Genomic DNA, 14936 nt, shown 5'->3' on the forward strand with positions numbered 1-14936 from the left:
TCCCCGTAGAACTGCGCTCCAGGACGGCGGACGGCGGCTCCTCGTGAGCCGCCCGGGACGGCTGGGGAGCGCACATGAAGCGGCGTACGGTTCTGGGCATGGCGGCGACCGCGACCGCGGGGGCCGCCCTGCCCCTGTCCGCGGGCCCGGCGAGCGCCGCGAGCGGTCCGGCGCAGGCGCATTCCGGCGGTGACCTCCGAGCAGCCCGCGAGACGCTCCGCCGACTGCTCCCCCGGCACGCCGACCAGTTCACACTCACCCTCTCCCCGGCTTCCCCTTCCTCCGTCTCCCCCTCCTCCGCTTCCTCCGCTTCTCTCGACGGCACCGCTTCCCCTGACGGCGCCACTTCCCCCGGCGGCGCCGACCGCTTCCGGGTCACCGGGCACCGGGCAGGCGCGATCACCGTCGAGGGCAGCACTCCGGCCACCGTGCTGACCGGCGTCAACTGGTATCTGAAGTACGTCGCCGGAGTCGACGTCTCGCTGCCCGGTGACAGCCTCGCGCGGCTGCCCGGACGCCTGCCGGCACCCGCGAAGCCCTTGGAACAGCGGGCCATGCCGTACCGCTTCGCGCTCAACGACACCCACGAGGGCTACACGGGCCCGTACCGCTCCTGGCAGCGGTGGGAGCGGGAGCTGGACCGGCTCGCCCTGCACGGCGTGAACCAGGTCTTCCTGTCCACCGGCGCCGAGTCGGTCTACTTCCGCGCGCTCCAGGACTTCGGCTACACCGCCGAGGAACTCCTCGCCTGGATCCCCGGCGCCGCCCACCAGCCGTGGTGGCTGCTGCAGAACATGTCCGGCTACGGCGGCCCCCTCTCCCCCCGGCTCCTGGACGAGCGCGCCGAGCTGGCCCGCCGCGTCATCCGCCGCATGCGCGACCTGGGGATGTCGCCGGTACTCCCCGGCTTCTTCGGCACGGTCCCGCAGGGCTTCTCCGCGCGCAACGGCGGTGTGAAGACGGTGCCGCAGGGCGACTGGTGCGGGTTCCAGCGGCCCGACTGGCTCGACCCGCGCACCGAGGTGTTCGCCGGCCTCGCCGCCGCGTTCTACCGGGAGCAGAAGGCGCTGTTCGGAGACGACGCGGCACGGCACTTCAAGATGGACCTGCTGCACGAGGGCGGGAGCGCGGGTGACGTCCCCGTCGGCGACGCCGCCACCGGAGTCATGGACGCGCTCCAGACCTCCCACCCGGGCGCGACCTGGGTCCTGCTCGGCTGGCAGAACAACCCACCGGTCAAGGTCCTCCAGGCCGTCGACCGGACCAAGCTGTTCATCGTCGACGGCATCGCCGACCGGCTCGACGGCCTCGAGCGCGAGACACAGTGGCTCGGCACCTCCTACGCCTTCGGCACCATCTACAACTTCGGCGGCAACACCACCCTCGGCGCCAACACCGGCGTCTGGACCGAGCGCTTCCCCGCCTGGCGCGACAAGCCGGACAGCGCGCTGCGCGGCACCGCCCTGCTCCCAGAGGGCATCGGCTCCGACCCGGCCGCCTTCGAGCTGATGGGGGAACTCGCCTGGCGGGACGGCACCGTCGACCAGTCCGCCTGGTTCGCCTCCTGGGCCGACCGTCGATACGGCGGCCCCGACGCGCACGCCCGCGCCGCCTGGGACATCCTGCGCCGCACCGCCTACTCCGGCCCGACCGGCGGCCGGGCCAGCGCCCACGACGGCCTCTTCTGCGCCCGCCCGTCGCTGACGGCGACGAGCGCCGGGGTATGGGCGCCGACCGCGCCCCGCTACGACCTCGCCGTCTTCGAACCCGCTCTCGGCGAACTCCTCCGGGTCGCCCCGGCGGGCCGCGCCACCGACGCCTACGGCTTCGACCTCGTCGACACCGCCCGCCAGGCCCTCGTCAACCGCGCCCGCGTCCTCCTCCCCCGGATCAAGTCGGCGTACGACACGAAGGACCGCGTCCTCTTCGGCACCCTGACCGGCCAGTGGCTCGACTGGATGCTGCTGCTCGACGACCTCCTCGCCACCGACCGGCGCTTCCTCCTCGGCCCCTGGCTCGCCGAGGCCCGCCGCGCCGCTCCCACGGACGCGGAGGCCGACCGTCTGGAGGGCGAAGCCCGCACCATCCTCACCACGTGGGGACCCCGGGCCGCCGCCGACGCGGGGACCCTGCACGACTACGCCAACCGCGAGTGGAGCGGCCTGGTCCGCGACTTCTACCTGCCGCGCTGGAAGCGGTACTTCGCGGTCCTCGACGACGCGCTGGCCACGGGCACCACGCCCAAGGCGGTCGACTGGTACCCGGACGAGGAGGCGTGGTGCGCGGACCGCACCCCCTACCCGCAGCGCCCCACGGGCGACCCGCACCGCATCGCGACCCGGGTCTGGGAACGCCTGACGGCAGACCACTGATGACGGCGACGGCCACGGCGGCAGCGACGGCGACGGCGACGGCGGCAGCGACGGCGACGGCGACGGCGACGGGCCGAACGTAAGACACCTCACGGCCCGATTCGCACCCCTCGTGAACGGATGCACAAAGCCTCCGCCTACGATGGCCCCGTGCCAAACGTGACCCGTGCCGACGCCGTCCAGGCGGTGCGCAACCCGCTCGCCTTCATCGCCGAACGCTGGACCCCCGCTCAGCGGACCGTCCAGCGCGCGGCCCTGTCCGCCGTCCTCATGACGGTGGTCATTGTCGTCACCGGCGGCGCGGTGCGCCTGACGGGCTCGGGCCTCGGCTGCCCGACCTGGCCCAAGTGCACCGACCAGTCGCTGACCGCCACGAGCGAGATGGGCTTCCACGGCGCCATCGAGTTCGGCAACCGCATGCTCACCTACGTGCTGTGCGCCGCGGTCGGCTGGGCCATCATCGCCGCCCGCTCGCAGAAGCCGTGGCGCCGGTCGCTGACCCGGCTGGGCTGGACCCAGTTCTGGATCGTCATGGGGAACGCGGTCCTCGGCGGCATCGTCGTCCTGGTCGGCCTCAACCCGTACACGGTCGCGGCCCACTTCATCCTGACCACCGCGCTGCTCACGGTCGCCGTGCTGATGTGGCAGCGCACCCGCGAGGGCGACGCGGAGCCGCGGCCCCTGGTCGGCAAGTCGGTCAAGCAGCTGGTCTGGTTCATGGTCGTGGCGTCGGGCCTGCTCATCGCCATCGGCACGGTCGTGACCGGTGCGGGTCCGCACGCAGGTGACTCCAGTGACGTCAAGCGCATGCCGCTCGACTGGGAGACGGTCACGAAGCTGCACTCGGTCCTGGCCTGGATCGTGGTGACGCTGACCTTCGCCCTCTGGTTCGTCCTCAAGGCGGTCGACGCGCCCAAGGGTCCGCTGCACAGCACCCGCGATCTGTTCCTGATCCTGCTCGCTCAGGGCGTCATCGGCTACGTCCAGTACTTCACCGACCTCCCCGAGGTTCTGGTCGGCCTGCACATGCTGGGCTCGGCACTGGTGTGGATCGGCGTCTTGCGGGTCGTGCTCTCGCTGCGGGAGCGCCCCCAGTCCACCGTGGACGTACCGGCCCAGGCGGACCCGGCGCTCTCGTCGGTCTGACGGCCGGGGCGCCGCCCGCCCGTCACCCGATGCCGGCTCCTCCCCCGGAACGGCCTCTTCACCCAGTACGGCCTCTTCGCTCAGCACGGCCTCTTCATCCGTCACCGCCCCTTGGCCCGCCGGCAAGCGCTCATCCGCGGATGAGCGCTCACTCTTCACGGAGCACCTCCTCCAGCCGGGCCGCGTAGGCACGCGGATGCGTCGTGTTCCCGTTGTGCCCGCCGGGGAACTCCTGCGCCTGCACCCCTCGTATCCGCGCAAGTTCGAGAGAGCACTGCCGGTCGAAGACGCCGGTGGCCGTGGCACGGCCGACCGCGGGCACGATCCGGACGGCGGACCGGGCGACGGCGTCGACGTCCAGCTCCGCCTGGATCACCGCCGTGAACTCCCGCTCGATGAAGAACGCGAAGTTCGCCACGCGCTGCGCCGTGAGCGGCATCGGGGTGAGGTCCGGCTCGGTCTGCTGCTTCACCGGGTCGATCCCGAGCACCCGCGCCATCTCCGGGAAAGCCGCCTGGAGGCCCCCGTCCCGGTGGACCTGCTGGAGCGCGAGCAGCTCACGCACGTGGTGGGGCCTGCGATCGGCGGGCAGGAACGCGGGTGACACCGGTTCATGGGCGACGAGGGTCGCCAGCTGCTCCGGGTGCCGCACCGCGAGATGCAGCCCGATCGACGCGCCCATGCTGCACCCGAGCATCAGTGCCGGCTCGTCCGTCAGCTCGGCCAGCAGCCGGTGCACGTCATCGGCGTGCTGCGCCATCCTCACCCCGCGCTCCGGGTCGGCGAGCTCGCTGCGGGACAGTCCGCGCCGGTCGTACGTCACCACCGTGTACCGGGCGACGAGCCGGTCGACCAGGTCGACGCTGCGATCCGCGTCCCCTTCTCCGCTCTGCGCGACGAGCAACAGCGGACCGCTCCCCCGGACCTCGTAGTACAGCTTGGCTCCGTCGACGGTGAGAAACATCGAAACCCCCAGGTCAAGTACTCCGAAAGGCATCCGTCGCCCTTCGAACACCTTCACCGTACTCCATCTATTTCGATGCATCAAGATAGATTCATCTTCTCAGATGCATCTACATCGATGTAATATCGCGCCATGGCCCCCGCACCCCACCCTTCACCCGAACCGTCGCCCGAGCCCTCGTCCGAGCCCTGGTCCGCCCCCCGGCGCGACAACACCGCGCCCTCCCTCACCCCCGTCGAGCTGTTCCTCCTCGGCCGGACGCTGATGAAGATCGGCGAGGAGGCGCTGCCGGAGCCCGTCGTCGGGTCAGGCCCGTTCCGTGGCGGCACCCGCGCCGTGCTGGTCGTCCTCAGCGACGTCTACGCGCACGAGAACACCTCGGTCGGCGCGATCGCCGCCCGCACCGGCCTCCCCCAGAGCCAGGTGTCCGGCGCCGTGGCACGGCTGAAGGAGACCGGCTCCGTCGAGACCGCGCCCGACCCGTCCGACGGCAGGCGGCAGTTGATCCGGCAGGCCGCCGCGGTGTCCGAGCGGGTCGCCGAGGTCCGCGGGGCCGGCATCGAAGAGGCGTTGACCGCGGCGCTCGGCGGCGCCGACGCCGACCGGCTGCGGGAGGTCACGGACGCCCTCGCCGTGCTCGCCCGGCACCTCACGCCCGAGGCGGTCAGCCGCCTTCGCCCGTGACGTCGAGTCCGTACACCCGCCGGGCCGTCCCCGCCGCGATCATCCCCGCCACCCGCTGCGCGTCCGCCAGCGACCACGCACCCTCGGCCACCCAACCGCCGAGCACCCGGCCCAGCGCTTCCCGGAACAGCCGCGCCCCCACCACGTGCAGCTCGGGCAGTCCGCGCGCCCCGCTGGAGAAGAGCAGCTTGCCGAACGGGGCCAGTTCGAGGATCTCCGCGAGGACCGCGGCGGCCCGGGCTCCGGTGCGGGCGAGCGCCGGGCCCAGATCGGCGTAGACGTGCGGGAAGACCCCGGCCAGGTGGGCGGCGTGCCGGTGGTAGGGGTAGCCGTGCAGCAGGACGAGGTCGGTGCCGAGCCCGGCCGTGGCGCGCGCGAAGTCCGCGAGGAGCACGGGGTCGGCGCGGTCGATGCCGCCCCGGGCGGCGCTCGACTCCGTCCGCGCCGAGGGGATCCCGTTCCCCGGTTCGCCGAGTCCCGCGTGCAGTTGCAGCGGCCGGCCCGAGGCGACCGCGATCCACAGCACGTGCCGGAGCAGGACGGGGTCGGTCAGCGGACCGCCCACCGGCCGCCCCGCCAGCCACCGCCCCGCCGCTCCCCGCACCTCGCCGGGCCCCGGCGGCTGCGGTGCGAGCGCGAGGCCGTGGCGTACGCCCGCGACCGAGGTGAAGGCGACCGCGCCGACGGCCGCGGCGTGCACCGACTCCGCGAGGTTCGCGAGGAAGGACTCGACGGTCCCCGACGTGTCGGCGACCTGTTCGGCGAGCAGTTCGAGGCGGACGATCTCGTGCGCCTCCGCCTCCGCCGCCGTGGCCATCTCGGCGGGCGAGGTCAGGTCGTCGGGCAGGCCCGTGTCCACGAGGTACGTGGTGATGCCGCTGCCGCGCAGCAGACGGCGGCCCGCTTCCAGTACGCCGAGTTCGCGGCGACGGGCCAGATAGCGGGCGGGCGGGCAGTGCGGTTCCAGGCCGAGCAGCGGCGGGCACCAGCGGCGTACCGCGAATCCGGTCTGGGTGTCGAAGAAGGTGGTGCCGGGGGCGGGCGGTCCCTCGGCCCGGCCGAGGTGGGCCTCGAACGTGCCGAGGCCCAGTTCCGTACGCAGCACCCCATGGCAGTTCTGATCCACCAGGGACGGCGTTTCGATCATCCGGGGCTCCCCGTATATGGACCGTGCTCCTACAGTCCTAACGGGTGAACGGGCGCCTGGTGTTGCTCGACCGACAGTCGTACACCTGCGCCCATCGCCGTGCGCCGGGCAGCCCCGAACGAGCGTGGATCAGCCGCCGAGCTGGATGCCCGCCATCCGCTTCCACTCGTAGGGTCCGGTCTCGACCTTGGCCGCGAAGTCGCCGTCGAAGTCCTCGTGGACGGTGATCCCGGCCTTGTCGACGGCCTTCTGCGCGACCTCGTAGGTGGTGGCCACCAGGTCGCCCCAGCCGCCGTCCTCGCCGACGAGCACGATGCGGGTGCCGCGCTCGCCGATGTACGCGAGCTGTCCCTCGGCGCCGCCGTGCGCCTTGGCGAACGCGCCGATCTGCTTGGCCAGCTTGGCCGCCCGGCGCTCGTCCTTCGCCGCCCGACCGGGCGCCTCAACCACTTGAGTCTCTGCCATGGACAGGATGCTACCGACGAGTAGCCAAACAAGCGATGGGTGGGGCGCGTGGTCTGGGCCACGCGCCCCACCCATCGGGACGATCAGCGAGCGATCAGCGCAGGAACGGGTCCACGGCGACCGCCACGAACAGCAGCGACACATAGGTGATGGACCAGTGGAACAGTCGCATCTCCTTCAGCTTCCCGCCCGTGACCTCGGCCTTGGCGCGGTTCTGCAGACCGTGCGCCTCCCACAGCCAGAAGCCGCCCGCGAGGATCGCGACCACCGTGTAGAACCAGCCGGTGTAGCCCAGCGGCGTCAGCAGCAGCGAGACCACGACCATGACCCAGCTGTAGACGACGATCTGCTTCGCCACCACCTTGTTGGAGGCGATGACCGGAAGCATCGGCACGCCCACGCGCGCGTAGTCGTCCTTCACCTTCATGGACAGCGGCCAGTAGTGCGGCGGCGTCCAGAAGAACATCACGAGGAAGAGGATGACCGGCGCCCAGGACATCGAGTTCGTGACCGACGACCAGCCGATGAGGACCGGCAGACAGCCGGCGATGCCACCCCACACGATGTTCTGCGACGTGCGGCGCTTCAGGATCATCGTGTAGACGACCACATAGAAGAGCAGTGCGCCCAGGGACAACCATGCGGAGAGCCAGTTGACCGCGAAGCCGAACAGCAGCGTGGAGATCACCGCGAGGGAGATGCCGAAGACCAGGCACTCCTTCGGGCTCACCATGCCGGTGACCAGCGGACGCTGCGACGTGCGCTCCATCAGGGCGTCGATGTCGCGGTCGTACCACATGTTCAGCGCGTTGGCGCCGCCCGCGGAGAGGTAGCCGCCGAGGCAGGTGATCAACACCAGCTTCAGGTCCGGCACACCCTGCTCGGCGAGGAACATCACCGGAACCGTGGTGATGAGCAGCAGCTCGATGATTCGCGGCTTGGTCAGCGCCACGAACGCCTTGACTCGGGCCCCGAACGGCCGCTGGCCGCGGCTGCTGCTCGTGCTGCTCGTCCCGAGCGCTCCCGGAGGACGGGATTCGACGGCCGTCACGCACACCCCTGACAGAGACTCCAGCGAGCCCCCGATGCAGACCACTTGATGTGAAGTCCCGGTAAAGGCTCGCGCGTACCACGCCACTGTAGACGTTGCCTATACCTCGCCCTTCGTGGGGGTGGGGTCGTGTTGGGCGGCATGCCGCGAAGGAGGCAACGGGCGCGTTCGCCGGGTCGGCGCGCGCTCCTCCAGATGAGCTTTTGCGTCCCCGGATGAGCCCCCAGATGAGCGGCTCCGTATTCAGGTGACGAACGGCGTCGATCCCTGTCAGGAGGCGGATTCGGCGGAGTCCCGGCAGTCTGGAATGACTCGAAAAAATGCACGTTCTAGCAAGGGTAGGCTCGACAACGGCCGGTGAGACCGACGTCACCGGTATCAACCATGTGGAGAGGAGCCCTGACTCAGGGTGAGCACCAAGCCGACCACCACAGACCTCGAGTGGACCGATGTGGACCAGCGGGCCGTTGACACCGCTCGCGTCCTGGCCGCCGACGCCGTACAGAAGGTCGGTAACGGCCATCCCGGTACGGCCATGAGCCTGGCCCCTGCCGCGTACACCCTCTTCCAGAAGGTGATGCGGCACGACCCGGCGGACGCCGACTGGGTCGGGCGGGACCGTTTCGTCCTGTCCGCCGGTCACTCGTCCCTGACCCTCTACATCCAGCTCTACCTGGCCGGCTTCGGCCTGGAGCTGGACGACCTGAAGGCGTTCCGGACGTGGGGCTCCAAGACCCCCGGGCACCCGGAGTACGGCCACACCACCGGTGTCGAGACCACCACGGGCCCGCTGGGCCAGGGCGTCGCCAACGCCGTGGGCATGGCGATGGCAGCCCGCTACGAGCGCGGTCTGTTCGACCCGGAGGCCCCGCAGGGCACCTCCCCGTTCGACCACTTCGTGTACGCGATCGCCGGTGACGGCTGCCTCCAGGAGGGCATCTCCGCCGAGGCGTCCTCGATGGCCGGGCACCAGCAGCTCGGCAACCTGGTCCTGCTGTGGGACGACAACCACATCTCGATCGAGGGCGACACCGAGACCGCGGTCTCCGAGGACACCTGCAAGCGCTACGAGGCGTACGGCTGGCACGTCCAGCGCGTCGCCCCGAAGCCGGACGGCGACCTCGACCACGAGGCGATCTACAACGCCATCGAGGCGGCCAAGAAGGTCACGGACAAGCCGTCCTTCATCGCGATGCGCTCGATCATCGCCTGGCCCGCCCCGAACGCGCAGAACACCGAGGCCGCGCACGGCTCGGCGCTCGGCGCCGACGAGGTGGCCGCCACCAAGCGCGTGCTCGGCTTCGACCCGGAGCAGTCCTTCGAGGTCTCCGACGAGGTCATCAACCACACCCGCAAGGCTCTCGACCGCGGCGCCCAGGCCAAGGCCGAGTGGGAGAAGTCGTTCCAGGAGTGGCGCACCGCCAACCCGGAGCGCGCCGCCGAGTTCGACCGGATCAACGCGGGCGAGCTGCCGGCCGGCTGGGAGGAGAAGCTCCCCGCCTTCGAGACCGGCAAGGGTGTCGCGACGCGTGCCGCGTCCGGCAAGGTCCTGCAGGCCCTCGGCGCCGTGATCCCCGAGCTGTGGGGCGGCTCCGCCGACCTCGCGGGCTCGAACAACACGACGATCGACAAGACGTCGTCCTTCCTCCCGAAGGGCAACCCGCTGCCGGAGGCCGACCCGTACGGCCGCACGATCCACTTCGGCATCCGCGAGCACTCCATGGCCGCGGAGATGAACGGCATCGCGCTGCACGGCCACACGCGTATCTACGGAGGCACCTTCCTGGTGTTCTCCGACTACATGCGCAACGCCGTGCGCCTGTCGGCCCTGATGCACCTTCCGGTGACGTACGTGTGGACGCACGACTCCGTGGGACTCGGTGAGGACGGCCCGACGCACCAGCCGGTCGAGCACCTGGCGTCGCTGCGCGCGATCCCCGGCCTGAACGTCGTGCGTCCGGCCGACGCCAACGAGACGGCCATCGCCTGGCGCGAGATCCTCAAGCGCGGCAAGAAGGACTACGGCAAGAGCGCCCCGCACGGTCTGGTGCTGACCCGCCAGGGCGTGCCGACGTACGAGGCGAACGAGGACACCGTCAAGGGCGGTTACGTGCTCGTCGAGGCCTCGAAGGCCACGCCGGACCTGATCCTGATCGCCACCGGTTCCGAGGTGCAGCTCGCCGTCGAGGCGCGCGAGACCCTGGAGGCGGAGGGCGTCGCCACGCGCGTGGTGTCCATGCCGTCGGTCGAGTGGTTCGAGGAGCAGGACCAGGGGTACCGGGACAGCATCCTGCCGCCGTCGGTCAAGGCCCGGGTCGCGGTCGAGGCCGGGATCGGTCTGACGTGGCACAAGTACGTCGGGGACGCCGGTCGCATCGTTTCCCTGGAGCACTTCGGTGCTTCGGCGGACGGCAAGGTCCTCTTCCGCGAGTTCGGCTTCACTGCCGAGAACGTGGTGGCCAAGGCCCGGGAATCCCTCGCCGCGGCTCAGCGCTGACGCCCGTACACGACACGTAGGAGATGCAATTTCCATGACAGACGCACTGAAGCGCCTCTCCGAGGAAGGCGTCGCGATCTGGCTGGACGACCTGTCGCGCAAGCGGATCACGTCCGGCAACCTGGCCGAACTGATCGACCAGCAGCACGTCGTGGGCGTCACCACCAACCCGTCGATCTTCCAGAAGGCGATCTCCAGCGGTGACGGTTACGAGCAGCAGCTCACCGACCTCGCCGCCCGCAAGGTCACCGTCGAAGAGGCCATCCGCATGATCACGACGGCGGACGTCCGCGACGCCGCCGACATCCTGCGCCCGGTCTTCGACGCGACCGGCGGCCAGGACGGCCGGGTGTCGATCGAGGTCGACCCGCGGCTCGCCCACAACACGCAGGCCACGGTCGCCGAGGCCAAGCAGCTGGCGTGGCTGGTGGACCGGCCGAACACGCTCATCAAGATCCCGGCGACCAAGGCGGGCCTGCCCGCGATCACCGAGACCATCGGCAAGGGCATCAGCGTGAACGTGACGCTGATCTTCTCGCTCGCGCGCTACCGCGAGGTCATGGACGCGTACCTGGCCGGTCTGGAGAAGGCGAAGGCCGCCGGCCTGGACCTCTCCAAGATCCACTCGGTCGCGTCCTTCTTCGTGTCCCGCGTGGACACCGAGATCGACAAGCGGATCGACGCCCTCGGCACGGACGAGGCCAAGGCCGCGCGCGGCAAGGCCGGTCTGGCCAACGCGCGCCTCGCGTACGAGGCGTTCGAGGAGGTGTTCAGCGGTGACCGCTGGGCCGCCCTCGACAAGGCGCAGGCCAACAAGCAGCGTCCGCTGTGGGCCTCGACCGGCGTGAAGGACAAGGCGTACAAGGACACCCTGTACGTCGACGACCTGGTCGCCCCTGGCACGGTGAACACCATGCCGGAGGCCACGCTGGAGGCGACGGCCGACCACGGCCAGATCACCGGCAACACGATCGCGGGCACGTACGACCAGTCCCGCGCCGAGCTGGAGGCCGTCGAGAAGCTGGGGATCTCGTACGACGAGGTCGTGCAGCTGCTCGAGGACGAGGGCGTCGAGAAGTTCGAGGCGGCCTGGAACGACCTGCTCAAGTCGACCGAGGCGGAGCTCAAGCGCCTCGCCCCCTCGGAGGGCTGATCCCTTGACCGCACACGGAGCGAACCGCAATCCGCTCCGTGACGCCGCAGACCGACGGCTCCCGCGCATCGCGGGGCCGTCGGGTCTGGTGATCTTCGGTGTCACGGGCGATTTGTCGCGTAAAAAGCTGATGCCTGCCGTGTACGACCTCGCCAACCGGGGCCTGCTGCCCCCGGGCTTCTCGCTGATCGGGTTCGCCCGCCGCGAGTGGCAGGACGAGGACTTCGCGCAGGAAGTGCACGACGCGGTCAAGCAGCACGCGCGGACGCCGTTCCGCGAGGAGGTCTGGCAGCAGCTCATCCAGGGCATGCGCTTCGTCCAGGGCAACTTCGACGACGACGACGCGTTCGAGACCCTGAAGTCGACGATCGAGGACCTCGACAAGTCGCAGGGCACGGGCGGGAACTTCGCGTTCTACCTCTCCGTACCCCCCAAGTTCTTCCCGCAGGTCGTGCAGCAGCTCAAGAAGCACGGCCTGGCGGACGCGCCGCAGGGCTCGTGGCGGCGCGCCGTCATCGAGAAGCCCTTCGGTCACGACCTCGCGTCGGCCAAGGACCTGAACGCGATCGTGCACGAGGTGTTCGACCCGGACCAGGTGTTCCGGATCGACCACTACCTGGGCAAGGAGACGGTCCAGAACATCCTGGCGCTGCGCTTCGCGAACCAGATGTTCGAGCCGATCTGGAACCGGTCGTACGTCGACCACGTGCAGATCACGATGGCCGAGGACATCGGCATCGGCGGCCGCGCCGGCTACTACGACGGCATCGGCGCCGCCCGCGACGTCATCCAGAACCACCTCCTCCAGCTGATGGCGCTCACGGCCATGGAGGAGCCCGCCTCCTTCGACGCGGACGCGCTCGTCGCCGAGAAGGCCAAGGTGCTCGGCGCGATCAAGCTGCCGAAGGACCTCGGCAAGGACACGGTGCGCGGCCAGTACGCGGCCGGGTGGCAGGGCGGCGAGAAGGCCGTCGGCTACCTCCAGGAAGACGGGATCGACCCGCAGTCGAAGACCGACACGTACGCGGCCGTCAAGCTGGAGGTGGACAACCGCCGGTGGGCGGGCGTGCCCTTCTACCTGCGGACCGGCAAGCGCCTGGGCCGTCGCGTCACCGAGATCGCCGTCGTCTTCCAGCGCGCCCCGCACTCCCCCTTCGACCACACGGCGACGGAGGAGCTGGGCCAGAACGCGATCGTGATCCGCGTCCAGCCGGACGAGGGCATCACGGTCCGGTTCGGTTCGAAGGTGCCGGGCACGTCGATGGAGATCCGGGACGTCTCGATGGACTTCGCCTACGGCGAGTCCTTCACCGAGTCCAGCCCGGAGGCCTACGAACGGCTCATCCTGGACGTCCTGTTGGGCGACTCGAACCTCTTCCCGCGCACGGAGGAGGTCGAGCTGTCCTGGAAGATCCTCGACCCGATCGAGAACCACTGGGACACGCACGGGAAGCCGGCGCAGTACCCGTCCGGCACGTGGGGGCCCGCCGAGGCGGACGAAATGCTCGCACGAGACGGACGGAGCTGGCGGCGCCCATGAAGATCGACCTTACGGACACCACCTCCAGCAAGATCAACAAGGCGCTGGTCAAGGCCCGCCGCGCCATCGGCACCCCTGCCGTCGGCATGGTGCTCACCCTCGTCATCGTCACCGACGAGGAGAACGCCTACGACGCCCTGAAGGCGGCCAACGAGGCCTCGCGCGAGCACCCCTCGCGCAAGCTCGTCGTCATCAAGCGCGTCTCCCGCTCCCCGCGCGACCGCACGAAGTCGCGGCTCGACGCCGAGGTGCGGGTCGGCGTGGAGGCCGGCACCGGCGAGACCGTGGTGCTGCGCCTGTACGGCGAGGTCATCAACCACGCCCAGTCGGTCGTCCTGCCGCTCCTGCTGCCGGACGCCCCGACGGTGGTCTGGTGGCCCGTGGACGCCCCTCTCGACCCCGCGCAGGACCCGCTGGGCGCCCTGGCCCAGCGCCGCGTCACGGACACGTACGCGGCCGTTCAGCCGGTCCACGAGCTGGAGGCCCGCGCGGCGTCCTACTCGCCCGGCGACACGGACCTGTCCTGGACCCGGATCACGCCATGGCGCTCAATGCTGGCCGCGGCGCTCGACCAGGTCACCTGTGACGTCACCTCCGTCGAGGTCGAGGGCGAGGAGTTCAACCCGAGCTGCGAGCTGCTCGCCATGTGGCTCGCGGACCGCCTCGACGTCCCGGTGAAGCGCTCGCTGTCGTCGGGCCCCGGCCTGACCGGCGTACGCCTGGAGTCCACCTGCGGCCCGATCGTGCTCGACCGGGCCGACGGCACCCTGGCCACGCTCTCCATCCAGGGCCAGCCGGACCGCGCGGTCGCGCTCAAGCGCCGCGAGACGTCCGAGCTGATCGCGGAGGAGCTGCGCCGGCTCGACCCGGACGACACGTACGCCGCCGCGCTGCGGTTCGGCGTGGACCGGCTGGGTGAGTCGGAGGCACAGATGACGGCGCCCGAGCCGGTGGAGTCGGCCGCTCCGACGGCGGCACCCGCCCGGAAGGCGGCCGCGAAGAAGGCGCCGGCCAAGAAGGCCCCCGCGAAGAAGGCTCCGGCCAAGAAGGCGACCACGAAGTGAGCGCAGAACAGTGAGTGCAGACCAGTGAGCGCAGCACCCCAACTCGTCGTCCACCGCGACAAGGAGCTGATGGCGCAGGCGGCCGCGGCCCGACTGATCACCAAGATCGTCGACGCCCAGGCCGCCCGCGGCTACGCCTCCGTGGTCCTCACCGGCGGCCGCAACGGCAACGGCCTGCTGGCGGCCCTGAACGCGGCCCCCGCGCGGGACGCGATCGACTGGGGCCGCCTCGACCTGTGGTGGGGCGACGAGCGGTTCCTGCCGGACGGCGACCCCGAGCGCAACTACACCCAGGCCAGGGAGGCGCTGCTCGACGCGGTGCCGCTCGACCCCGCGCGCGTGCACCCCATGCCCGCGTCGGACGGCCCGTACGAGGCGGACGCCGCGGCCGAGGCGTACGCCGCCGAACTCGCCGCTGCCGCGGGCCCCGAGGACCACGGCCCGGTGCCGACCTTCGACGTCCTGATGCTCGGCGTCGGCCCGGACACGCACGTCGCGTCGCTCTTCCCCGAGCTCCCGGCGGTCCGTGAGACGGAGCGGACGGTCGTCGGCGTGCGTGGCGCGCCCAAGCCCCCGCCCACCCGCGTCACGCTCACGCTCCCGGCGATCCGTGCCGCGCGTGAGGTGTGGCTCCTCGCGGCCGGCGAGGACAAGGCGAAGGCCGCCGCGATCGCCCTGTCGGGCGCGGGCGAGATCCAGGCCCCGGCCGCGGGCGCCTACGGCCGCTCGCGCACGCTGTGGCTGCTCGACTCCGCGGCGGCGTCGCAGCTGCCGCCGGAGCTGTATCCGCCCGCTGTCGCGTGACGCGCATCGCCACCACGCGCGCGTAGGGCCCCGTTCTCCTCAGGGAGGC

The 14936-nt window shown here is 70.9% G+C and carries 12 protein-coding genes; 8 read left to right on the top strand and 4 right to left on the bottom strand.

Translation table 11 applies throughout. From position 1 onward, the window contains the following. Nucleotides 1-98 precede the first annotated feature (98 nt). Entirely contained in the window at nt 99-2372 is a 2274-nt protein-coding gene (locus RBJ77_RS24710) for an alpha-N-acetylglucosaminidase (RefSeq protein ID WP_372347039.1), read from the top strand. A gap of 120 nt (nt 2373-2492) precedes the next feature. After that, the gene (locus RBJ77_RS24715) at nt 2493-3518 is read left to right on the top strand and encodes a heme A synthase (RefSeq protein ID WP_372347040.1); all 1026 of its coding nucleotides are present in this window, start codon (nt 2493-2495) and stop codon (nt 3516-3518) included. A gap of 148 nt (nt 3519-3666) precedes the next feature. On the opposite strand, the gene RBJ77_RS24720 is transcribed toward RBJ77_RS24715, so the two are convergent. Beyond that, nucleotides 3667-4482, bottom strand: a complete 816-nt coding sequence (locus tag RBJ77_RS24720) for an alpha/beta fold hydrolase (protein WP_372347041.1) — start codon at nt 4480-4482, stop codon at nt 3667-3669. A 264-nt stretch (nt 4483-4746) separates the two neighbouring features. Between RBJ77_RS24720 and RBJ77_RS24725 the strand changes: the two genes are divergently transcribed. Continuing rightward, the gene (locus RBJ77_RS24725; protein ID WP_372347105.1) at nt 4747-5166 is read left to right on the top strand and encodes a MarR family winged helix-turn-helix transcriptional regulator; all 420 of its coding nucleotides are present in this window, start codon (nt 4747-4749) and stop codon (nt 5164-5166) included. Here RBJ77_RS24725 and RBJ77_RS24730 read toward each other — a convergent pair. The 3 genes from RBJ77_RS24730 to RBJ77_RS24740 all read right to left on the bottom strand — a co-directional run bounded on the left by RBJ77_RS24730 (nt 5147) and on the right by RBJ77_RS24740 (nt 7835). Continuing rightward, a complete protein-coding gene (locus RBJ77_RS24730) occupies nt 5147-6313 on the bottom strand; it encodes an amidohydrolase (protein WP_372347042.1) in 1167 nt (388 codons plus the stop codon). The two genes, RBJ77_RS24725 and RBJ77_RS24730, sit on opposite strands and share 20 nt — an antisense overlap. Nucleotides 6314-6442: 129 nt before the next feature. Beyond that, the gene (locus RBJ77_RS24735) at nt 6443-6778 is read right to left on the bottom strand and encodes a hypothetical protein (protein ID WP_255969588.1); all 336 of its coding nucleotides are present in this window, start codon (nt 6776-6778) and stop codon (nt 6443-6445) included. Between the two features lie 94 nt (nt 6779-6872). Further along, nucleotides 6873-7835, bottom strand: a complete 963-nt coding sequence (locus tag RBJ77_RS24740) for a heme o synthase (RefSeq protein ID WP_372347043.1) — start codon at nt 7833-7835, stop codon at nt 6873-6875. A gap of 403 nt (nt 7836-8238) precedes the next feature. On the opposite strand from RBJ77_RS24740, the gene tkt reads away from it, so the two are divergent. From tkt to pgl, 5 genes are read left to right on the top strand one after another with little or no spacing between them, the layout of a single operon-like run. Beyond that, nucleotides 8239-10326, top strand: a complete 2088-nt coding sequence (tkt, locus tag RBJ77_RS24745; protein WP_372347044.1) for a transketolase — start codon at nt 8239-8241, stop codon at nt 10324-10326. A 34-nt stretch (nt 10327-10360) separates the two neighbouring features. Then, complete coding sequence (tal, locus tag RBJ77_RS24750) at nt 10361-11479, top strand: transaldolase (protein WP_255969597.1); 1119 nt, start codon at nt 10361-10363, stop codon at nt 11477-11479. A gap of 4 nt (nt 11480-11483) precedes the next feature. Beyond that, nucleotides 11484-13019, top strand: a complete 1536-nt coding sequence (gene zwf, locus RBJ77_RS24755) for a glucose-6-phosphate dehydrogenase (RefSeq protein WP_255969600.1) — start codon at nt 11484-11486, stop codon at nt 13017-13019. Further along, nucleotides 13016-14083: a glucose-6-phosphate dehydrogenase assembly protein OpcA gene (gene opcA, locus RBJ77_RS24760; protein WP_372347045.1), complete on the top strand. Its 1068-nt coding sequence runs from the start codon at nt 13016-13018 to the stop codon at nt 14081-14083. The genes zwf and opcA overlap by 4 nt, the downstream gene beginning before the upstream one ends. 24 nt (nt 14084-14107) lie before the next feature. Further along, nucleotides 14108-14887: a 6-phosphogluconolactonase gene (pgl, locus tag RBJ77_RS24765; protein ID WP_372347046.1), complete on the top strand. Its 780-nt coding sequence runs from the start codon at nt 14108-14110 to the stop codon at nt 14885-14887. Nucleotides 14888-14936: the final 49 nt, after the last annotated feature.

The sequence above is a fragment of the Streptomyces sp. KL116D genome (assembly GCF_030766975.1).
Lineage (GTDB): Bacteria > Actinomycetota > Actinomycetes > Streptomycetales > Streptomycetaceae > Streptomyces > Streptomyces longispororuber_A.

What these genes read in the sequence shown, in the direction of transcription:
- RBJ77_RS24710 (WP_372347039.1), top strand. Translation starts at nt 99, where the DNA reads ATGGCGGCGACCGCGACCGCGGGGGCCGCCCTGCCCCTGTCCGCGGGC.
- RBJ77_RS24715 (WP_372347040.1), top strand. Translation starts at nt 2,493, where the DNA reads ATGCACAAAGCCTCCGCCTACGATGGCCCCGTGCCAAACGTGACCCGT.
- RBJ77_RS24720 (WP_372347041.1), bottom strand. Translation starts at nt 4,482, where the DNA reads ATGTTTCTCACCGTCGACGGAGCCAAGCTGTACTACGAGGTCCGGGGG.
- RBJ77_RS24725 (WP_372347105.1), top strand. Translation starts at nt 4,747, where the DNA reads ATGAAGATCGGCGAGGAGGCGCTGCCGGAGCCCGTCGTCGGGTCAGGC.
- RBJ77_RS24730 (WP_372347042.1), bottom strand. Translation starts at nt 6,313, where the DNA reads ATGATCGAAACGCCGTCCCTGGTGGATCAGAACTGCCATGGGGTGCTG.
- RBJ77_RS24735 (WP_255969588.1), bottom strand. Translation starts at nt 6,778, where the DNA reads ATGGCAGAGACTCAAGTGGTTGAGGCGCCCGGTCGGGCGGCGAAGGAC.
- tal (WP_255969597.1), top strand. Translation starts at nt 10,361, where the DNA reads ATGACAGACGCACTGAAGCGCCTCTCCGAGGAAGGCGTCGCGATCTGG.
- opcA (WP_372347045.1), top strand. Translation starts at nt 13,016, where the DNA reads ATGAAGATCGACCTTACGGACACCACCTCCAGCAAGATCAACAAGGCG.